This window comes from Caulobacter sp. BP25 (assembly GCF_002737755.1).
GTDB lineage: Bacteria > Pseudomonadota > Alphaproteobacteria > Caulobacterales > Caulobacteraceae > Caulobacter.
The window spans coordinates 42797-62539 of record NZ_PEGH01000019.1 but is presented as its reverse complement, the minus strand read 5'-3'; the positions used below and the strand labels follow the sequence as shown (position 1 = coordinate 62539).

Annotated in this window: 19 protein-coding genes, 2 tRNA genes and 2 pseudogenes; 16 read left to right on the top strand and 7 right to left on the bottom strand. The window is 66.1% G+C overall.

Features of this window, described 5'->3' with window-relative positions:
- The first annotated feature begins 64 nt into the window (after nucleotides 1–64).
- The 5 genes from CSW59_RS17910 to CSW59_RS17890 all read left to right on the top strand — a co-directional run bounded on the left by CSW59_RS17910 (nucleotide 65) and on the right by CSW59_RS17890 (nucleotide 2754).
- Complete coding sequence (locus CSW59_RS17910; RefSeq protein ID WP_099445519.1) at nucleotides 65–847, top strand: DUF4198 domain-containing protein; 783 nt, start codon at nucleotides 65–67, stop codon at nucleotides 845–847.
- Nucleotides 848–861: 14 nt separating this feature from the next.
- Nucleotides 862–1332, top strand: coding sequence for a hypothetical protein (locus CSW59_RS17905; RefSeq protein WP_099445346.1), 471 nt, complete (start codon nucleotides 862–864; stop codon nucleotides 1330–1332).
- 100 nt (nucleotides 1333–1432) lie between these two features.
- Complete coding sequence (locus CSW59_RS17900; protein ID WP_062099782.1) at nucleotides 1433–1681, top strand: DUF3297 family protein; 249 nt, start codon at nucleotides 1433–1435, stop codon at nucleotides 1679–1681.
- Nucleotides 1682–1712: 31 nt separating this feature from the next.
- Nucleotides 1713–1955, top strand: a complete 243-nt coding sequence (locus CSW59_RS17895; RefSeq protein ID WP_099445518.1) for a hypothetical protein — start codon at nucleotides 1713–1715, stop codon at nucleotides 1953–1955.
- Nucleotides 1956–2244: 289 nt separating this feature from the next.
- Nucleotides 2245–2754 carry a MarR family winged helix-turn-helix transcriptional regulator gene (locus CSW59_RS17890; RefSeq protein ID WP_099445345.1) on the top strand — a complete coding sequence of 170 codons (510 nt, stop codon included), beginning with the start codon at nucleotides 2245–2247 and terminating at the stop codon, nucleotides 2752–2754.
- Here CSW59_RS17890 and CSW59_RS17885 read toward each other — a convergent pair.
- Nucleotides 2741–3736 carry a P1 family peptidase gene (locus tag CSW59_RS17885; RefSeq protein WP_099445344.1) on the bottom strand — a complete coding sequence of 332 codons (996 nt, stop codon included), beginning with the start codon at nucleotides 3734–3736 and terminating at the stop codon, nucleotides 2741–2743. The genes CSW59_RS17890 and CSW59_RS17885 overlap by 14 nt on opposite strands.
- A 99-nt stretch (nucleotides 3737–3835) precedes the next feature.
- Between CSW59_RS17885 and CSW59_RS17880 the strand changes: the two genes are divergently transcribed.
- From CSW59_RS17880 to CSW59_RS17870, 3 genes are all read left to right on the top strand, one after another.
- Nucleotides 3836–3920 (top strand) — tRNA-Leu (locus tag CSW59_RS17880).
- Between the two features lie 104 nt (nucleotides 3921–4024).
- Entirely contained in the window at nucleotides 4025–4567 is a 543-nt protein-coding gene (locus CSW59_RS17875; protein WP_099445343.1) for a hypothetical protein, read from the top strand.
- Nucleotides 4568–4750: 183 nt separating this feature from the next.
- Nucleotides 4751–5497 carry a LamG-like jellyroll fold domain-containing protein gene (locus tag CSW59_RS17870; protein WP_099445342.1) on the top strand — a complete coding sequence of 249 codons (747 nt, stop codon included), beginning with the start codon at nucleotides 4751–4753 and terminating at the stop codon, nucleotides 5495–5497.
- On the opposite strand, the gene CSW59_RS17865 is transcribed toward CSW59_RS17870, so the two are convergent.
- From CSW59_RS17865 to msrB, 3 genes are all read right to left on the bottom strand, one after another.
- Nucleotides 5494–6108 (bottom strand): alpha/beta hydrolase, encoded by a 615-nt coding sequence (locus CSW59_RS17865; RefSeq protein ID WP_236632260.1) that lies wholly within the window; start codon nucleotides 6106–6108, stop codon nucleotides 5494–5496. The genes CSW59_RS17870 and CSW59_RS17865 overlap by 4 nt on opposite strands.
- A 308-nt stretch (nucleotides 6109–6416) precedes the next feature.
- Nucleotides 6417–7079, bottom strand: coding sequence for an RpiB/LacA/LacB family sugar-phosphate isomerase (locus tag CSW59_RS17860; RefSeq protein ID WP_099445341.1), 663 nt, complete (start codon nucleotides 7077–7079; stop codon nucleotides 6417–6419).
- Between the two features lie 268 nt (nucleotides 7080–7347).
- Nucleotides 7348–7827, bottom strand: a complete 480-nt coding sequence (msrB, locus tag CSW59_RS17855) for a peptide-methionine (R)-S-oxide reductase MsrB (protein WP_099445340.1) — start codon at nucleotides 7825–7827, stop codon at nucleotides 7348–7350.
- A gap of 52 nt (nucleotides 7828–7879) precedes the next feature.
- Here msrB and CSW59_RS17850 point away from each other — a divergent pair, with 52 nt between their 5' ends.
- The gene (locus CSW59_RS17850; RefSeq protein ID WP_099445339.1) at nucleotides 7880–8452 is read left to right on the top strand and encodes a type 1 glutamine amidotransferase family protein; all 573 of its coding nucleotides are present in this window, start codon (nucleotides 7880–7882) and stop codon (nucleotides 8450–8452) included.
- Nucleotides 8453–8528: 76 nt separating this feature from the next.
- The gene (locus tag CSW59_RS17845; protein WP_099445338.1) at nucleotides 8529–9545 is read left to right on the top strand and encodes an N-acetylmuramoyl-L-alanine amidase; all 1017 of its coding nucleotides are present in this window, start codon (nucleotides 8529–8531) and stop codon (nucleotides 9543–9545) included.
- Here the strand turns inward: CSW59_RS17845 and CSW59_RS17840 are convergent.
- Entirely contained in the window at nucleotides 9538–10032 is a 495-nt protein-coding gene (locus CSW59_RS17840) for a heme-binding protein (RefSeq protein ID WP_099445337.1), read from the bottom strand. The two genes, CSW59_RS17845 and CSW59_RS17840, sit on opposite strands and share 8 nt — an antisense overlap.
- Nucleotides 10029–13938, bottom strand: a pseudogene (locus CSW59_RS17835) (LamG-like jellyroll fold domain-containing protein). The gene CSW59_RS17840 and the pseudogene CSW59_RS17835 overlap by 4 nt, the downstream one beginning before the upstream one ends.
- A 21-nt stretch (nucleotides 13939–13959) precedes the next feature.
- Between CSW59_RS17835 and CSW59_RS17830 the strand changes: the two are divergent.
- From CSW59_RS17830 to CSW59_RS17820, 3 genes are read left to right on the top strand one after another with little or no spacing between them, the layout of a single operon-like run.
- The gene (locus tag CSW59_RS17830; RefSeq protein ID WP_099445335.1) at nucleotides 13960–15954 is read left to right on the top strand and encodes an acetyl/propionyl/methylcrotonyl-CoA carboxylase subunit alpha; all 1995 of its coding nucleotides are present in this window, start codon (nucleotides 13960–13962) and stop codon (nucleotides 15952–15954) included.
- Nucleotides 15955–16008: 54 nt separating this feature from the next.
- Nucleotides 16009–16413, top strand: a complete 405-nt coding sequence (locus tag CSW59_RS17825; protein ID WP_099445334.1) for a DUF805 domain-containing protein — start codon at nucleotides 16009–16011, stop codon at nucleotides 16411–16413.
- A gap of 40 nt (nucleotides 16414–16453) precedes the next feature.
- On the top strand, nucleotides 16454–16855 hold the full coding sequence (locus CSW59_RS17820; RefSeq protein WP_099445333.1) for a DUF805 domain-containing protein: 402 nt from the start codon (nucleotides 16454–16456) through the stop codon (nucleotides 16853–16855).
- Here CSW59_RS17820 and lipB read toward each other — a convergent pair.
- Nucleotides 16852–17577 carry a lipoyl(octanoyl) transferase LipB gene (gene lipB / locus CSW59_RS17815; RefSeq protein WP_099445332.1) on the bottom strand — a complete coding sequence of 242 codons (726 nt, stop codon included), beginning with the start codon at nucleotides 17575–17577 and terminating at the stop codon, nucleotides 16852–16854. The genes CSW59_RS17820 and lipB overlap by 4 nt on opposite strands.
- A gap of 12 nt (nucleotides 17578–17589) precedes the next feature.
- On the opposite strand from lipB, the pseudogene CSW59_RS17810 reads away from it, so the two are divergent.
- The 3 genes and pseudogenes from CSW59_RS17810 to mgtE all read left to right on the top strand — a co-directional run bounded on the left by CSW59_RS17810 (nucleotide 17590) and on the right by mgtE (nucleotide 19673).
- Nucleotides 17590–17899 (top strand): annotated as a pseudogene (locus CSW59_RS17810) (FliM/FliN family flagellar motor switch protein).
- An 86-nt stretch (nucleotides 17900–17985) separates the two neighbouring features.
- A tRNA-Leu gene (locus tag CSW59_RS17805) sits at nucleotides 17986–18070 on the top strand.
- A 148-nt stretch (nucleotides 18071–18218) separates the two neighbouring features.
- On the top strand, nucleotides 18219–19673 hold the full coding sequence (gene mgtE / locus CSW59_RS17800) for a magnesium transporter (RefSeq protein WP_099445330.1): 1455 nt from the start codon (nucleotides 18219–18221) through the stop codon (nucleotides 19671–19673).
- Nucleotides 19674–19743 lie beyond the last annotated feature (70 nt).

The window sequence follows — 19743 nt, the reverse complement described above, 5'->3', positions numbered from 1 at the left end:
ATTCTCAGAACCAATCGCAATATCGGGATGGCGCCGCGTTGGAGCGGCGCCAAGGATGACCTCGATGATCCGTTCTTTTCGGGCCGGCCTGATTGGCGGCGCGCTGCTGCTGGGACTGGCCGCGCCGGCGGCCCAAGCCCATTCGCCCTACCTCCTGCCCAGCGTCTTCGACGCCTCGGACCGCACGCTTGTGACGGTGGAGGGGGCCTTCACCGAAAGCTTCTTCACGCCCGAAGTCGTGATGAAGTCCGATACCTACGCCGTGATCGGACCGGATGGCGCTCGTACGCCGCTGACGCCGACCTATCTGCGTCAGCTGGCGATCGCCGAGGTCGTGACGGAGAAGCCGGGAACCTACCGCATCACGACGGGCCAGCGCGCCGGTCGGGTCGCTAAGGCCGCCCTGGTCGATGGCGAATGGAAGTTCTTCGAGGGCGGCAAGGCGCCGGCCGACGCCATCGACATGCAAAGCATCACGACCGCCGAGGTCTATGTCACGCGCGGCGCGCCCAGCGACGCGGCGCTCGCGCCGGCGGGCAAGGGTCTGGAGTTCCGGGCGGTGACCCATCCCAGCAAGATCATCACGGGCCAGGACGCGGTTTTCGAGGCCCTGTTCGACGGCAAGCCTCTGGCGGGTCTGGCCGTCACGCTGAGCGCCGCCGATGACCGTTACGCTGACGCCAAGGCCGCGCCGAAGACCTTCACCAGCGACGCCAAGGGGCGGGTGGCCATCAAGGTCGAGCGTTCGGGCGTCTACCAGATCCAGGCCCGCCACCGCGTCGCGGGTGGCGTCGGTCAACCCGGTCAGAGCCACACCTACGCGCTGACGTTCGAATCTCTCCGTTGATCCAAGGACACGACATGAACACCCGAATCCTCTTCGCCGGCGTCGCGCTGACGGCCTCGTTGCTGGCCGGAGCGGCCAGCGCCGCCTCTCACGCTCGTGACACCTTCATCAAGGAGCAGGACCAGAACGGCGACGGCGTCGTCACCAAGGACGAGTACGCCGCCACCCGCGCGATCCAGTTCTCGGCCACCGACGCCGACGGCAACGGAACCCTGTCCCAGGCCGAATACGTCAACGAGTTCAAGGCTCGTCTGGAGAAGAAGCTGGCCGCTTCGGACCGCACGCCGGAAAAGAAGACGGAGGAGCGCGAGCGTCAGATGCGCCAGACCGACGTGCGCTTCCACGTGCTGGACAGCGACAAAAGCGGCGCGATCACCAAGGCCGAGTTCGACTATTCGGGCTGGCGGATGTTCACCCATCACGACACCAACAACGATGGCGCGGTGTCGGCGGCCGATCCGGTCAAGGACGATCAGCAGGACTAGCCTGGAGAGAACGGGAGGCGTCGATTTGGACTTTCGGCGTTTCGTGGGTATCACCGCCGGCCAAGACACGGGCCCGCGCCCGCATAAAAGCTGGAAGACCATGAGCGACACGCCTCCCGACCGCCTCTCCGTCAACCCCGACAGCCCCTACTATGACGCTGATCTGCTCGAACGCGGCATCGGCATCCGTTTCAAGGGCGTCGAGAAAACCAACGTCGAGGAATACTGCATCAGCGAAAAGTGGGTGCGCGTCGCAGCCGGCAAGACGCTGGACCGCAAGGGCAATCCGATGACCATCAAGCTGCAGGGCGAGGTCGAGGCCTATTTCCGCGACACCGCCGAAGGCTGAGGGCGTGGCGGACGATCCCGATCTGGAGGCGATGGCCCGCGACGAGCTTTCGCGGGCCCTGACCCTGCGGTGGCAGGATCTTCGCGCGATAATCCCCTGGGGCGACACCTTCGAAGGGATTTCGCCCGCCGGCCGCTACGTCGAGGTGGAGCGCAGCTATATCTGGGCGGCAGAGGAGGGGGGCGACATCCTGTGCGAGATCACCGTCTATGGCGGACCCTCGCGCTACGGTCACGGCGCCCAGGCGTCCGCGACGATCTCGCGTCCGGCCTAGGCTCTGGTGAGCGCGCGACTCGACCCCACAGAAGACAAAAACGCGCATTTCTGGCTGGTCGAGGCATAGAAACGCCACTCGCGAAGGCGAGACAGCTATTCTCTGCCCACGGGGCGTGCGAAACTGCCTCTTCGTTGGGGCGGGCGCCGGGGGGCATTGTAGCCCCAGCTGGCCGCGCTCAGATCAAGACGCGCACGGACCGAAACGCCAGGGTCCGGCAAGCGCGGATGGACTGGCGAAGGCCGCTCCTTCAAGGCGGCCGCGCCTGGGAGGACGAAAGGAACGGGACATGACCGCCACGGTCTCTCCGATCACGCCGGGCGCGCCGGAAGCGCCCGAAACCGGTGTCAGTCTTTCTGATTATGTGCCCTATCGCTTGGCGACCGCCTCGGCGGCCGTCAGTCGTCTGATCGCCCGCGCCTACGAGGACCGCTTCGGTCTCACCATCCCGCAATGGCGACTGATGTCCGTCCTGGCCGAGGGCGCGCTGACGCCGCACGCAGCGGTCACTCGTACGGCGATGGACAAGGTGCGCGTCAGCCGCGCGGCCCAGGACCTTGTGGTGCGCCGGCTGATCGCCCGCACCACGGTGCGCTCCGACCGCCGATCGCACACCCTTGAGCTGACCGCCGCTGGTCGCCGCCTGTTTGCCGAGATCGCGCCGCTGGCGCTCGCCTACGAGGCTACGCTGCTGGCCGGTCTGGCCCCGCACGAGGTCGCGACGTTCAAGCGCCTTCTGAGCCATCTCGAGACTGCCGCCATCCAGTTGGCCGGCGGCGAGACGATCACGCCGCCCTAGCTTCAAAGACCGCTCGACCGATCGCGCGGGCCAGGCAGTCCGCCGCCGCCGAGCCCAGGCGCGAGAGGGCGGCGGCGCGTCCTGATCCTTCGCCGAGAGGGGCCGCGCCAGAGGCCAGGGCGAAGACGATATCGCCGTCGAAGGCCGTGTGAGCGGGTCGAATCGCCCGACCCATGCCGTCATGCGCCATCATCGCCATGCGCTGCGCCTCGGCGGTGCTGAGATCGGCGGTGGTCGCCACCACGGCCAGGGTGGTGTTGGCGCCAGGACGCAGGCGACCCAGGGCGCCCAGCTTAGTGTCGTCAGGCATGGGGTCGATCGCGGCGTTCATCGGCCCCGGGCGACGCCCGCCGAATTCGCCGTCGATCTCGAACGGCCAGGCCCAGAAGGTCTCGCCGTCGGGCATATAGACCGAGCCGACCGGATTGGCCGCCACCAGGGCGCCGACGATCAGGCCGCCGCCCAGGTCCAGGGAAGCCGAGCCCAAGCCGCCCTTGACCACCCCGGCCATCGCTCCGCGTCCCGCGCCGACCGCGCCCAGCGGGAAGTCGACGCTTGCGGCTTCCACCGCCTTCATGCCCAGGTCGCGATAGGGCGGGGACAGGCCCCAGGCTTTGTCGCCGCCATTGCCCAGATCGTGCAGCGATGCGGCCGGCACGATCGGGATCGCCGGAGAGCCCGCCGCCAGCTTGACCCCCATGTCCCGCGCCGAGAGGGCGATCGCCGCGCCATCGGCGGCGCCCAGGCCGAACACCGAACCGCCCGACAGGCAGATCGCGTGGGCGCGGGAAAAGCTGTTCTCGGGCCGCAGGGTGTCGGTCTCGCGCACGGCCGGGCCGCCGCCGCGCACGTCAACCGCCGCCGTCCAGGCGTCGGGGCAGAGCAGGATCGTCACGCCGGTGCGGACGGCTTCATCCTCGACACACCCGACGGTCAGGCCGGGGACGTCGGTGATCAGGTTGCGAGGGCCGGGCTTCAGCATCGGGAATCTCCGTGATTTTCGATGCTAGACCGGACGTCGCGAGACTGGAATTCACCGCCGACGCCTGCTAGGAAGACCACCCTTCGCGTTGCGAAGCCTGCGGGCGTGGTGAAACTGGTAGACGCGCCGGACTCAAAATCCGGTTCCGAAAGGAGTGTCGGTTCGACCCCGACCGCCCGCACCATAATCTATTCAATGAGCTGGCGTGATGGCGGGTTCATTGCGACCGGAACCGTGTGAGCTGTCGGCGGATGGCGTTGCGTAGCGGTCGCTGGTATGCCGACAGCTATGGATCGTCGTCAGATCATCGCCACTGTTGCCGGGCCAGTATTCGGCGGCGGCATCGCTAGCTTCATCGCCTCGCTGCAACCAGCTATGGACGCGTACCATCTTTCCCTGGGTTATCTGGGGACGGGCATGATCGTGGCGGCGCTCACGACGTGGGTGGTGTTGTGGGGCACGGTCGAGAGGGCGAATACTGAAGGTCGAAAGTATATCACGCTGACGGAAGTTGGCCGCGTGTTGTACGACACCGGAAGGCATTCTCTACGTGAAGCAATGTCGCAAGGTGTGCCTTCGGTCTTCAGAACATTAGATGCCGCCGGTGTAGCGTACGCTGCTGAGGCTGTGAAAGAGCTGGGCTTGCAGTTCTATGGCCGGCGAGGCGAGGGTGTGCGGATCGAGCCTATAAAAACTGACGAAGCCGATCCAGGTGTCTTTCTCCAGGTTTTTGGTAATTTGGAGAAGATGGACGAAGTCTCGATTGAGCGTAGGCACCTTTCCAAGGTCCTGCGCTATTATAAACGTTCGACACAAGACGGCGTGAATTAGAAGTTTTCGAGTTGTTTGCGCCTGTCTACCTGCGAAATGAGTGTCAGGTTCGACCCCGACCGCCCGCACCAATTCTTTCTTCTCTTAAAAAGCGAAGCGCTGGTTTCGGCTTGAAAAAGCCCCAGCGCGCTCGCAGCATCAGCCCTGATACCGGTGTCAATAAATGCCGGAGGAGGAGGCGTCATGAACGGATTCAAAGGCCAGGGAGAGCTCTCGCGGCCGCTCGGGCGGCGAGTCGTTCTTGGCGGTCTTGGCGCGCTGTCGGCGGGCCTGTCCGCTTCGGCCATGGGGCGCCGCCCGACTCGCGACGCGCCCGACCAGACGCGCTGGACGTTCGATCGGCTTTCCAGAATCGGTGGCGCGGCGACGATGGTCGAGGGCGATCCGCGCCTGATCGACACGCCCTATGGCAAAGCGGTGCAGTTCGATGGCGTCGACGACCGACTGGTGATCGAGCGTCACCCGCTGGCCGGCATGGCGCAGTTCACCTTCGAGGCTCTATTCCGGCCCGATGGCGGCGTCTTCGCGCAGCGCTGGTTTCACCTGAACGAGGAAGATCCGACGCCCGGCGCGCCCCCCTCGGTCACCCGTATGCTGTTCGAGATTCGCGTGACCGGCGAGGCCTGGAGCCTGGACGCCTTCGCCACGGGGCCGGGCTACAAGCAGACGCTGCTTTTCTTGGACAAGACCTTCCCGGTCGGGCGCTGGTACTGGGTCGCCCAGAGCTATGACGGCAAGACCTACCGCGCCTTCGTCAACGGCCAGCTGCAGGGCGAGGTCGAAATGGCGTTCAAGCCGCAAGGGCAAGGGCGCTCATCGGTTGGCGCGCGGATGAACAGGGTCGACTACTTCAAGGGCGCGGTGCGCGAGGCTCGCTTCACGCCCCGCGCCTTGGGGCCAGAGGCGCTGCTGCGCACCAGCGGCGATTAGAATCGCTTGGTCGCCTCGACCCGGTCGACCAGACTCTTGAGCAGGGCGCGGCCCTTCAGCCAGGGGCCATGGCCGGAGTCGACGTTAATGTGTCCCGCGCGGCCCAGGTCGACGAACGCTGAGCCCCAGCTGCGGGCGAACGCCTCGGCGCGGTCGATCTCGACATAGGGGTCGTTGCGGCTGGCCACGACCAGGCTGGGGAAGGGCAGGCGTTGGCGCGGGATGGGCGAGAAGCCGACCAGCAGGCGGCCGGCCGGACCTTCGCGATTGACGTCGGCCGGGGCCACCATCATCGCCCCGCCCACGCCGCGTCCGCCCGTCACTTGCGCGAAGTGGGCGACGAGGGCGCAGCCTAGGCTATGCGCCACTAGGATCGCGCCGGGCCGCTGGCGCACGGCTTCCGCCAGGCTGATCGTCCAGTCACCCAGCAGAGGGCGCTCCCAGTCCTGCTGCTCCACGCGTTCGGCGTTGGGCAGTTCGCGCTCCCAATGAGTCTGCCAGTGATCTGGGCCTGAATTGTAGAGGCCTGGAACGATTAAGATCGGCGGGCCGTCGGCGTCTTCGCGGCGGTTGTGGCGCGGCGTTTCGAAGGCGTTCGGGGCGGGGGTCATGGTGCGCTCGGGGCAATTGCGGGCCGTCCAGCGCACATGGCTCGTTTCACGGGCCAAGCTCAATTCATATCAATTCGATGGGAATTGAGAAAAGCTAGGGCGAGACCGCTATTTCGGCCTTAGCCGATTCAATCGCTCGTGCAGCGGGAAACGTGCATCCGCCGATCTCCGACCGATCGTCTCTGGGCTCAGCGATGCCCGATGAGTCGCGATATCATGCGCGGGCTACAGGCCAAGTCCGACCGGCGTGGCGATGGTGGAGGCTGCCAGCCCCTCGGTCGCCGCGCCGGTCGTCATGACCTAGCGCCTTACGCGTTCTCGAGCTGACGGGCGCCGCTCAGAAGGCCCTGGACGTAGTCGCGAATGGCTTCGTCCTGGGCGTTGGCGAAGAAGTACTCCTGGAAGCGTTCGCCAGCGATGGCGGCCTTCACGAGATCCTGGTCGACCGCCTTCAGGGCGCTCAGCATGTCCTTGCAGGTCGCGGCCTTCACGGTCTTCAGGATGCCGCGGTTCTTGGCCATGATCTCGGCGCGTTCCTTGGGATAGCCCAGGCCGCGCTCGCCATCGAACAGCTTGCGATAGACGTCCTGCAGGTTCAGCTCGGCCGCCCAGCCGAAGCCCTTGGCGTAGGGCATCGAGATGGCGTTGCCGTCGTTGATCTGGCCGAACAGGAAGGCGTCGGTCGGGTCGATGACCAGGCCGCAGAAGACGCCCGGCATCGCATTGCAGGCCAGCATGGCGCCCATGCCGGTGCCGCAGCCGGTGACCACGAAGTCGGCCGCCTTCGAATTCAGCAGGATGCCAGCCAGCAGGCCGTTCATGACGTAGGTCAGCGAGGCCTTATCTTCGGGCGTGTACATGCCGTAGTTGAAGACCTGATGGCCCAGAGGCGTAGCCACGGCGGTCAAGGCGCTGTGGATCGTCTCGTTCTTGGCCGCTTGGCTGTTTTCGGTGATCAGAGCGATCTTCATGATGTGCCTTCCTAGGATCGGGCTGGAGAGTGTCGTTACGTCAATCAATAACGTTCCCCAGCCGAATATATCGAGAGCTGGGGGGCAGCAAGTCGCTGGCGGTCATCCGTTGACGCCGGAGCGGACTTGCTGTCGGCGGCTACGGCCAGTCATAGCCAGTCCGGTTTGCGTTGCGTCGGTTAAGTTGGATGAAAATTTTATGAAATCAGTCGCTTATAGGCACCCTGAGTCCTCGGGCGCCTTTATGCAGGCTAACTAGCCGTCAGCATCACCTGATCGCGTCGCCCCGATGCAGCGGATCGGGGAGGGCGTCGCCGGACCTCACGAACTGCAGCGACACCGAGTTGATGCAATAACGCAGCTGTGTCGGCGGCGGCCCGTCCGGGAAGACGTGACCCTGGTGGCTGTCGCAGCGGGCGCAGCGGGTCTCGATGCGCACCATGCCGTAGGAGGTGTCGCGCACCCCGACCACGTGGTCCTCGGCGAACGGCGCGTAGAAGCTGGGCCAGCCCGTGCCGCTCTCGAACTTGGTCTCGTGCTTGAATAGCGGCAGGCCGCAGAGGCGGCAGCAATAGGCCCCGGGGCTCTTCTCGCCCAGCAGGCCGCCGCAGAACGGGGCCTCGGTGCCGTGGTGCAGGAGGACGCGCGCCTCTTCGGCCGTCAGGTCGGCCTCCAGGCGATCACGTTCGGGCTCCGTCGGCGGGGTGAGATCGAAGCCGGCGGTTGAAAGGATGGCTGCGTCTGTCATGACAGCCAATGTAGGCGCTTGCGCGCCCAAGCGGTAGAACCAGGAGCGTCCCATGACCGTCGCCGTCGCCTTTCTGCAGCCGGGCTGGGCCGATTGGGAGGCCGGCGCGGTGCTGACGCTGCTGCGCGAGCACCTGAAGGTCCAGATCGAGATCGCCACCCCGACCGGCGATCCCGAGACCTCGATCGGCGGGATTCTGGCCGCGGCCGACTACCGGTTCGACGATCCGGTGCTCAGCGACGCCGACCTCTTCATTCTGATTGGAAGCGACGCGTGGTCAGAGGGCGAGGCCCCCGCCATCACCGCGCTGCTGCGACAGGCCTTCGCGGACGGCAAGCCCGTGGCGGGCATCTGCGCCGGCACGACCGCCCTGGCGCGCGGGGGCCTTTTCGAGGGCCGCAAGCACACCTCGAACGGCAAGGACTGGCTGCAGGGCGTGGTCCCCGGCTATGCGGGTGCGGACCACTATGTCGACACGCCCAAGGCGGTGGTCGACGGCAAGGTCGTCAGCGCTTCAGGGCTGGCGCCGGTCACCTTCGCCGCCGCCGTGGCGCGGCTCGTGGCGCCGGAGGCTGAAGCCATGATCGCTGAGTATGAAGCCATGTTCGCGCGAGAGTTTTCTTGAAGCTGTAAATCTCTTCCAGATTGTATTTTGCCACTGTTCTCGCTAGGTTTTTGTAGGGCGCGAGAGGGGGCAGCGAATGGCGGATCCGTTTCCATCGGGGCGAGGAACGGTCGAGGCGGCGGGGCGCCTGAATGTCCGACGAGACAAGCCACGAACGATCTCGTCCAAGGCGCGGGTGATCGAGGCCGGAACGCGTTTTCCGATCCGAAACTCCATCACCGGCGACCTCGTCTCGGGCGTCAGCCAGTGGTTCGATCTGGGCGGTGGGGAGTATGTCTGGGCGGGCGGCTGTCGGGACTTCCGACCGCTGGTCGAGGAGGACGCGGATCGTCCCGATCGCCGAGAGCACCAAGACTATGTCCCACCACGCTTCAAGATCGCGCAGGGCGTCCGCCATCGCGTGCAAGGGCGCCGGCCGAGCGGCCTCGAAGGCCTGATCATCCACTTCGACGCCTATCGGATCAGAAAGGCGGGCAACGGCGTCGAGGATTCCGACACCCGTACGCTGGACATGATGCGCTCGGGCCAGGCTAACGGCTTCCACTATGGCGAGATCAGCCGGACCGGGACGATCTTCCTGCCCGAGAACTTCGAGTGGAGCGAATGGGGCTCGCACGCGGGCGTCAGTCAGTGTCCCGTGACCCAGAGGACCGCCGTCTCGCGCTACTATGTCGGTTTCGAGATGAACAACCCTGGCCGCCTTTACCAGGCCCAGGAGGACGGCGTCTTCTGCCCGTGGTTCAACGCCGTCCGGGACGCTAAGGGCGAAGTGGTGCTCGACGCGCGCGGCCGCTGCCAGCGCAAGTCGATCCATGACGAGTGGTATGCGGCCTCTGAGGTGCGCACCGTCACGCCGGACGGCAACATCAAGGCTGGAACCTATCTGCCCTACAGCTTCGACCAGTTCGAGGCGCTGACGAACCTGTGCCTGTACCTGGCCAAGACCTTCCCAGCGACGTTCAGTTTGGACCGCGTATTCGGCCACGACGAGGTGGCGCCGAGCCGCAAAAACGATCCGGGCGGAGCCCTGGCCGACCCCGCCCGTCTGATGACCATGGCCGCGTTTCGGGCCTATCTGAAGTCGCTTACTTAAGCGTGGCGGCGGCGCGGGCGACAACGCCATCCTGCGCGGCCGACCCACCAGACACGCCGATGGCGCCGACGATCTTGCCGTCGACCAGCAGCAGTTCACCGCCCTCCAGCGCCATGGCGCCGGTAAAGATGGCGTTCAGCGTGCCCGACTTCACCGCCTCCTGGAAATAGGACGTCGGGCGACGGAAGTTGGCGGCGGTCTGGGCTTTCTTCAGCGCCACCTCGCTTGAGCCGTACTGCGCGCCGTCCATCTTTTCGGAGAGCACGACGGCGCCGTTGGACTCGACGATGGTGATGACCATCGCCCAGCCGTTCTTGCGCGACTCGGCCTCTGCGGCGGCGACCACCGACTTGGCCTCGGCCAGGGTGATCACGCGGGCGGAGTAGGCCGGATTGGCCGCCGGCGCGGGGGCCGCCGCCGTCTGGGCCAGGGCGGGAGCGCTCGCCAGGCAGAGACCCGCGGCGATCAGGGGGAGAAACGTCTTCATGGGAGCACGACCTCGTCGTTCAGGCGGGTGTTCTGGGGTTGGGTGGTCACGATGCGCACCCGTAGGCCTTGGGCCTTCACGCCGACGGGAATCTTCAGTTTCACCGAAGCCGTCTTGGGCAGGAGGTCGCGCGGCGCCTTCAGGACCGGGGTCGGGGCGCTGGCCAGCACCTCGCCCGACGAGTCGACCAGTTCGAGCTTGGCCGCCGCCGCGTCCTGAGCCCCGAGACTGTGGACCGTGGCCGTGACGGTCGAGCCCTTCAAGACGACGTCGCCGCGGCCCACGCCAAGGTCGGCGCGCTTGGCCGGGTCGTCGCCGGCCTTCTCCAGCTTCATGTCGATGACCGTGGTCTGGCGCGGAAGCAGGACCACCTGGGTGCCCAGGCTGCGCTCGAAGGCGACCGAGCGGGTCTGGGCCGCGCCGTCGATGACGTCGTCGCCGTTGGCGTCGAGGCCTTGGCTAAGGCTCCACTGACCCGGCGCGACGTTCCAGCCGGTCATCACGCCCGTCACCGGCTTGTCGGTGGTATTGTAGGCGATGACCTTAAAGCTGGTCTTGGTCGCGTCCTTGATCAGCAACGCCACGTCGGTTCCGTCGGCGTTGTCGAAGCGCCAGGAGACGGTATGGCCGGGGTTCATCTGGCCGCGCTTATTGGCGATGCCGCCCAGCCGCGTGCGTTGCAGGTAGTCTGACGGCAGCTCCACGCGGTCGGACCACCAGTGGCCCTCCGTGTGCATGTACATGTGTTGGGCGTTCCACTGGATCTCGTCGGCGTAGAGATCCTCGAGGTGCTTCTTGTCGCCGGTCAGCGACCAGGCGGCGTAGCGTTCGAAGGCGCCGCCCTTGGCCGCCGCTTTCACGAGGGCGTCCTTGTTGGCCTCGCCCAGCTTCAGCTCGGTGAGAGCGTTCTCGTTGACGTTCTGCAGGGACTTCAGGCCGTTCTTGCCGATCCGCCACTGGATGGGGACCAGGTATTTCGGATCGCCGGTCAGGCGATAGGCGGCCCAGAACACCTGGAACGGACCGTCCGCGCCCGAGCCCTGCAGCACCGTGCCGCCGCGCTCGGCGTCGGTGCGCCAGTTGATCTCATTGGGATACGAGCCGTCCTTGTTGGTGACGTGGGCCAGGTATCCGTCGGCCAGGCCGATCACCGTGTCACGGGCGGTCGGGTCGCCGTTGAAGTCGCTGATCAGGATCGAGGGGTGGGTGACGCCGAACGAGTAGGGCTTTTGCCACTCCCACGGGCCTTCCCGGTAGAAGACCTTGCCGCTGTACCAGTTGGTGTTGAAGTGGACATGGCCGGCGGGGTTCTTGCTGACCACCTTGGGCAGGGCCTTGACCGTCGTGAACAGGCGCTCGACGGCCAGCGGGTCTCCGTAGTTGACGTACATCGCCTCGGCGTTCGAGTTGATGCCCTCTTCGTAGGCGTGCAGCTCGTCCGTCGCGATGGTCGAGAGTCCATCGGTGAACATGCCGTTCTTGTAGACGACGTCGGTCAGGCGGTTCAGCGAGTGGGTGATCTTGTCCGGCTGGACGCCCATCAGCGCCACGCCCGGCCATTGTTGCAAAAGGTCGGTGTCGTCGGACAGGCCGCCGCCGAAGTCGCCGAAGTCGGCCTGGCGCTCGTCGATCCACCAGTTGACGAATTTGGAGACCAGCTTGAGGTCCTCCAGCTGGCGGAAGGCCCATAGCGGGGCGCCGTCGGTCGGCTTGGGTTGTTCGAACGCCGGCCAGCCCTGGCTGCCATAGGTGATGTCGCCCCAGTACTCGCGGCCTATCTGGTTGTCGGGATCGACGCGCAGCAGGTCGGTGATGTCGGCGTAGAGGCGGCGATAGAGGCCCTGGCGCTTGGAGGTCGTGTGCTCCTCGACCAAGAAGGCCCAGTTGTCCTTCACCTGGTTCAGGCGGTCCTGGGTGTGCTCGACCTTGGCCTTGTCACGGTCATTCAGCACCAGGCGGATCTTGGCGCCGTCCAGGGCCTTGGGGCCAAAGTCGGCGCTATCGGCGGCCAGGGTCAGGTACAGGCTGTCGGCGGTCAGGATACGGTCGCGCAGGTCGAGCCAGACGGTGCGGGCCTCGCCCGCCTTCACCGCAACGCTGACGTCCATCATGTTGCGGCCTGGCCAGATCGGGTCCTTCACCTGGATGTTCAGAGGGATTGTGGCGCCAGCGGCGCCAGGCAGAGAAGGAATGTCGATGGCGATGCCGTCCAAGCCGTCGCGGGCGTTCTCCCAGCCATAGGCCCAGTTACGGGCCAGCGGCTTGGCCGCCGGCGCGTCGCCGAAGCCCGACGGGATCAGCATGTGGACGATCGGCAGGCTCTTGGCCGTCAGGTCCTCGGCAGGACGCGGCCGGTTGGGCGCGCCCTCGGGTATGGCCACGACGGTGGCGCGCTCTCCCGCCGGATGGCGACCGGCGATGTAGGCGTTGAGATCGGCGAGGTTCAGATAGTCCGGCGCCACGTCGGCGCGGACCGTGTAGCTCATCTTGAAGGCGTCCTTCGGCTCGGCGCCGGCCGAGACGTTGTAGGCCCAGATCTCCTGGATCGGGGTCTCCTGCGCCACGTTAGTGAAGGTCAGGACGCCGCCCTTCAGCGGCTGAGCAAAGGTGGTGACCGTGCGCTGCTGGTCCTTGGCGCGGGCTCCGACACTGGCGCCCTTGTCGCCCGCCTTTGCCGACCAGGTGAGGGCGCCGTAGGCTGGGCCCTGAATCTCGATGCGGTTGATAGACTCGTCGGGCAGGGTCAGCGTCAGGGCCTTGCCGCCGTCGACATAGACGTTCCAGTCGGGCAGCGGGAAATAGTCGTCGCGGCCGGGCAGGCGCGAGCGGTTGTAGACGCCGGGCCAGGTGGTTTCCGAGATTCCGTCATTGGCCCGCCACATCCACTGCTTGATGTCCTTGGCGTCGGCGATTTCGACCTTGCGGATCGTGGTCTGAGCGTCCGCCAGCAGCGGCGGCAGGTCCTTGTTCCAGCCGTAGCGCTGCTTCCAGGCGGCGTGGACGGCGGGGTCTCCAAGTGCGGCGACTGGCGCGGCGATGGCTGGCGTCTCATTGCGGGCGAGGGCGGCGATGGCCGAGGCGTCCAGCGCCCGGTCATAGACCCGCAGCTCGTCCAGATCGCCGCCGCGCGTGAAGTTGTAGCGGCTCTGCACCTGGTGCGGGGCGATCACGCGGCCGGCGACGCCGAATTGGTCCAGGCCCGCGTCATAGACCGCCTTGGCCTCCTTCTTGGCCGCCAGCTTGCCGTCGACATAGAGCTGGACGCCGGTGGTCTCGTCCCAGGCGAAGGCCAGGTGCGTCCAAGCGTCGGGGGCGGGGTTCTCGTCGACCTCGAAGGAGACGCGGGTGCGCGAGAGGCCATTGTCGGTGACGAAGGCGTCGAACCCGTGGCCGTTCCAGTCGATGCGCAGGAACGCCATGTCCCAGCTGGAATGGTCGGCGTAGCCCACGCGGAAGATCACGAAGGGCGCGACGCCGACCGGATAGCCCGAGCGCCAGAAGAACGAGAGCGTGCCGCGCTGGGCCAGGATGTTGCTGGGCGCGTTCCACGAGACGACGCCGTCGTCGGCGGCGCGGAAGCCCTTGCCGGCCTTGCCATCTATTGGCATGACCTTGTCAGCGAAGTTGGGGACGGGGTCGCCAGCGGCGACGTCGGCGACGAGGCCTTTGTCACCCGAAAGCTTGAACAGCAGGCCGGGCTCAGCCGGGGTCGGGGCGGCGGCGGCCGCATTGGCCAGGATCAGCGCGCAGGCCGAGCCCAGGAAAATCGCCTTCATGCCACCGTCTCCTCCGGCTAGCGGATATCCCGGTTTTGGTAACCGGTGTCATTCTCCGGCCTTGGTGTAGCGCCGTAAGGGCAGGCTTGCAAACCCACGGAGGCCTGATAGGCCGTGTTGCAAAGCACAAAAAGACGGGCGGAAGTAGCCGATGTTCAGCAAGATCCTGATCGCCAACCGCGGCGAGATCGCCGTCCGCGTCATCAAGACCTGCCGTCGCCTGGGGATCGCCACGGTGGTGGTCTATTCCGACGCCGACGCCGGCAGCCTGGCGGTCGAGATGGCCGACGAAACTGTACACATCGGGCCTTCGCCAGCCGCCCAGTCCTATCTCGTCGCCGACAAGATCATCGCCGCCTGCAGGCAGACCGGCGCCCAGGCCATCCATCCCGGCTTTGGCTTCCTGTCCGAGAACGCCGGCTTCGCCCAGCGCTGCGCCGATGAGGGGATCGTGTTCATCGGTCCCAACCCGGGCGCCATCTCGGCCATGGGCGACAAGATCGAGAGCAAGAAGTTCGCCCAGAAGGCTGGCGTCTCCTGCGTGCCGGGACACATCGGCGAGATCGCCGATACGGCCGAGGCGGTGAAGATTTCCGAGGAGATCGGCTATCCGGTGATGATCAAGGCCTCCGCCGGCGGCGGCGGCAAGGGCATCCGCGTCGCCTGGACCCGCCAGGACGTCGAGGAGGGCTTCCCGGCCGTGCGCGCCGAGGCCAAGGCCAGCTTCGGCGACGACCGGATCTTCATCGAGAAGTTCATCGAAAGCCCGCGCCACATCGAGATCCAGGTGTTGGGCGACAAGCACGGTAACGTCGTCCACCTGTTCGAGCGCGAATGCTCGATCCAGCGCCGCAACCAGAAGGTCATCGAAGAGGCCCCCAGCCCGCTGCTGGACGAGGCGACCCGCGCCGCCATGGGCGCCCAGGCCGTCGCCCTGGCCAAGGCCGTGAACTATGACTCAGCCGGCACGGTCGAGTTCGTCGCGGGCCAGGACAAGAGCTTTTTCTTCCTGGAGATGAACACCCGCCTGCAGGTCGAGCACCCGGTCACCGAGCTGATCACGGGCCTGGACCTCGTCGAGCAGATGATCCGCTCGGCCTGGGGCGAGAAGCTGGCCTTCGAGCAGAAGGACTTGAAGATCAACGGCTGGGCGATCGAGAGCCGCATCTACGCCGAGGATCCGTACCGCAAGTTCCTACCCAGCATCGGCCGCCTGGTCCGCTATGACCCGCCGGCTGAAGGCGATAAGGGCGCGTACAAGGTTCGCAACGACGCCGGGGTGCGCGAAGGCGACGAGATCTCGATGTTCTACGACCCGATGATCTCCAAGCTCTGCGCCTGGGCGCCGACCCGGATCGCGGCGATCGACGGCATGGGCCGGGCGCTGGAGGACTTCCACATCGAGGGCCTGGGCCAGAACATCCCGTTCCTGGCCGCCGTGATGGATCAGGCGCGGTTCCGCTCAGGCAAGATTTCGACCAACTACATCAAGGACGAGTTCCCCGAAGGCTTCAACGGCACGGAGCCGACGCCCGCTCAGCTGGACATCCTGACCGCCGTCGGCGCGGCCATGCAGCGCGTCTACGCCGCCCGCGCGCGGGCCGGCGCCTCGGGTCTCGTTTCGGCGCCGCGCGACGAATGGGTCGTCTTCGTCGGCCACGCCAAGCGCCGCGTGAAGGTGGCCGGGGAGGGGGATATCACCGTCGAACTGCTCGACGAGGGGCGCACCCTGAGCCTGACCGACATTGACTGGCGGCCCGGCAAACCGGTGTTCAAGGCGTCACTGGACGGCAAACGCTTCACCGTGCAGGCCTCGCCCGCCGCCGAGGGCTTCACCATCCGCCACCGCGCCGCCAAGGCCCGGGTACTGGTCCTGACCCCGCGCTCGGCCGAACTGCACGACAGGCTGCCCGAGAAGCAGGCTGCGGACACTTCCAAGCTGGTGCTGTCGCCGATGCCGGGCCTGGTGGTCTCGATGGACGTCGCCGCCGGTCAACAGGTCCGCGAAGGTGAGGTGGTCTGCGTGCTTGAGGCCATGAAGATGCAGAACATCATCCGCGCCGAGCGCGATGGGGTGGTGAAAGCCGTCAACGCCAAGGGCGGCGACCCGGTCGCGGCCGACGAGGTGCTGGTGGAGTTCGCCTGAAGCTGCGCTTAGATAGTCGGCGAGATCGAACGCCGAGTCGGAGCCGAGGCGAGCATGAGCGAACGTAGCGAGTGGGCGGAGCTGTTCCTGTCGTCGAACGGCCGGCTGGCGCGCACGCCGTTCCTGATCGCGGCGGCGATCCTGCTGGGCGTGGCGGTGCTCTATGAGGCGATCGCCGGCTATACTCTGCACTGGCTGACCGGTTGGGTGGTCTATCCGGCCCTGCTGTTCTCGGGGGCCTGCGTGCTGTCCAAGCGCCTGCACGATCGCGGCCGGTCGGGCTGGTGGGCGCTCTTGATCCTGGTGGCCTTCATCGCCGTCTGGCCCCAGCCAGAGCATTTCCTGGACTTCATGTTCTGCCTGGTCATCGCCTGGGCGGTGGTTGAGCTGGGCGTGATGGGCGGCGAGCAGGGGGCGAACCGTTATGGCGCCAATCCCTTGAAGACGATTTCGATCTAGGGTTTAGTTCTTTTCGCCTACGCGTGGGCAGGAGGGCGACTTGATTCAACGGTGGTTTGATCCTCGGGGCGCTATCGGGCGTCAGCGTTTTGTCACCGATACGGCGACGACCTGGCTGATTGGGAATCTCGGCTTCATAGCCTTCTTCTTGGCCCGCACATCGACCTACAGCTTCGCCCAGCTTGGGGCGCTGCTCGATCATCCCGCCCAGGCGCTGGACATGATTAGCCAAGCTTTTGGGTTTCCTTTGGCTCTTGTGGTCCTTGGGCTGTGGCTTGCGCAGGTCTGGGCGCTCGCGGCCCTATCCGCAAAACGGCTCCACGACTTGGGGCAGGGGGGCTGGCTGGCGGGCCTGTCGCTCGTGCCTGGGATTCAGATTGTGTTCTGGCTTGTGCTGTGCGTGTGGCCGAGCAGGAGCGAGCCCCGGCCGCATTGGGCCTAAACTGGCGCCGACGCGTCCTCGATCGCCCCGAACACCTTCGTAAAGCTCGCCTTCAGCGCCGCGTCCGCCTCGTCCATTGTCACGGGCAGGCCGAGGTCCACCAGGCTGGTGACTCCATGTTCCGTCTGACCGCACGGGACGATGCCGGAAAAGTGCGAGAGGTCCGGCTCCACGTTCAGGCTGATTCCGTGGAAGCTGACCCACTTACGCAGCTTCACCCCGATGGCGGCGATCTTGTCCTCGCGGCTCCAGCCCACGCCCTTGCGCTCCACCCAGACGCCGACGCGGCCGTCGCGCAGTTCGCCGGTGACGTTGAAGGCCGCCAGGGCTTCGATGATCCAGGCCTCCAGCGCCGCCACGAAGGCGCGCACGTCGCGGCCGCGCTTTGTCAGGTCCAACATCACATAGGCCACCCGCTGGCCGGGGCCGTGATAGGTGAACTGCCCGCCGCGCCCGCTCTCGAACACCGGAAAACGGTCGGGCGTCAGCAGGTCGCCCGCCTTGGCCGAGACGCCGGCGGTATAGAGGGGCGGGTGTTCCAGCAGCCATATGAGCTCGCCCGCCGTCCCATCGGCGATGGCGGCGGCCCGGGCTTCCATGGCGGCAACGGCTGCCGGGTAATCCACGTAGTCGGTCGAAACCGCCCACCCCACAGGCGCTGCGTCATCGCGCCTCATGGTCGGAAGTCCTGTGTTTTCAGCGTTTAACGGGAGCGCAAGCATACGGCCCTAATCTTGCAATCTTGGACGCGGCGACCCGGTTGGTCGCGTGTCAGTTCAGGGGCCTTACTTCGTGACCCAGGTCAACGCCGTCAATGTCGAGATTTCTGTCCTTTTGGGGCGTTCGATTCTGCCGATGCAGCAACTGCTGCGCATGGGGCGTGGCGCCGTGATCCCACTGGACACCAAGACCAATGACGAGGTCTGGATCCTGGCCAACAACCACCCGATCGCCCGCGGCGAAATCCAGATCAGCGACGACCGCATCGCCATCCAGGTGACCCGCGCCGCCGACGTCTACGACTACATGGCGGGCGGGACCTAAGGTCCTTCCCCAACGGTTTCGCCCAGAGCGAAACTTCCGACTTCCCAAAGCCGATCCAGTTTGCTACGTGCCGCCCCTCACCACGAGCGGTCGTGGCGGAATTGGTAGACGCGCAGCGTTGAGGTCGCTGTATCGCAAGATGTGGAAGTTCGAGTCTTCTCGACCGCACCAAGGTGAACTTGAATAGGGCGCTCCGGCGAAATCGGTTTCCGACTCGCAAGGGGCGCTCTAATCGTTTCTGGCCCTGTTTTCGCCTCAGGGTCGCTTCATCGGACCAACCGCGACGAATCCAAGCGCTCTCAGAGCTCAGGAGGCCCCCATGACCCGGGACACCGCCGAACTGAACGACGACGTGCTGGACGACATCCCGCTGGCCAAATCAGAGACTCCCGAGGAGCTGGAAGACCTGGCCCTTGGCGAGGACTACGCCCTCAATCCCGAATACGTCGAGATGGTGGTCGACGCCGCTGATAGCGGTGACGCCAAGCGCTTGCGCGAGCTGGTGGGCGCTCTGGACCCGGCCGATGTCGCCGACCTGATGGGCTTCCTGACCGCCGACTACCGCGAGGAAATCATTCCGCTTCTCGATCCGGAAGCGCTGGGCGAGATCATCTCCGAGCTCGAGGACAACATCCGCGAGGAGGTCCTGGAGGCCACGCCTTCGGTGACCCTGGCCCGCGCGCTGGAGGAGTTGGACACCGACGACGCCGCCGACGTCATCGACGACCTGGACGACACCAAGCGCTTCCAGGTGCTGGCCGCCATGGGCGAGACCGATCGCGCCGCCATCGAGACGACCCTGTCCTACGAGGACGAGACGGCCGGTCGCCTGATGCAGCGCGAATTCCTGGCCGCGCCGGAGTTCTGGACGGTCGGCCAGACCATCGACCATGTCCGCGAGGCAGGCGAGTCGCTGCCCGAGCTGTTCTTCGACGTCTATGTGGTCGATCCGACCTACAAGCCCGTGGGCGCCATCCCGATCAGCATCCTGCTGCGCAGCCGGCGCGAGACGCCGCTGGCCGAGCTGATGGAGGCGGTCACCGAAATCCCGGTCGACATGGATCAGGAAGAGGTCGCCTACATCTTCGACAAATACCACCTGATCAGCGCCCCGGTGATCGAGCCGGGCGGGCGGCTGGTCGGCCAGATCACCGTCGACGACATCGTCGAGGTCATCCGCGACGAGGCCCAGGAAGACATCCTGGCTCTGGCGGGTGTGTCGGACGCCGGCCGCGACGCATCGGTGATCGAGATCGTCAAGTCGCGCCTGCCTTGGCTGATGCTGAACCTGGCCACCGCCACCCTGGCGGTTAGCGGCGTCGCCATCTTCCAGGCCGAGATCGCCCAGCTGGTGGCGCTGGCCATCCTGATGCCGATCGTTTCGTCGCTGGGCGGTAACGCCGGCACCCAGACCCTGGCCGTCGCCGTGCGGGCCCTGGCCAGCAAGGAGCTGACCACCGCCAACGCCCGCCGGATCATCCTGCGCGAGCTCTTGGTCGGCTTGGTCAATGGCCTGTGTCTTGCTGTGGTCATGGGCACGGCGACCTATCTGTTCTTCGGTCCGGCGGATCACCACGACAAGTTGGCGATCATCGTCGGGGCGGCGCTGGTGGCCAACATCTTCACCGCGGCGGTTGGGGGCATCCTGATGCCCCTGGCCCTGGAGAAGATGGGACGTGACCCGGCGGTCTCCTCGTCGATCTTCGTCACCTTCTTGACGGACTTCACAGGATTCTTCGCGGTCTTGCTGATCGCGTCCCTGCTTTTGCACTAAGGAAAGCGGCCAACTGGCGCGGTCCTTGCGCCGGGACAGGCGAGCGCACCCGCGTCTGTCTCAATTTGGG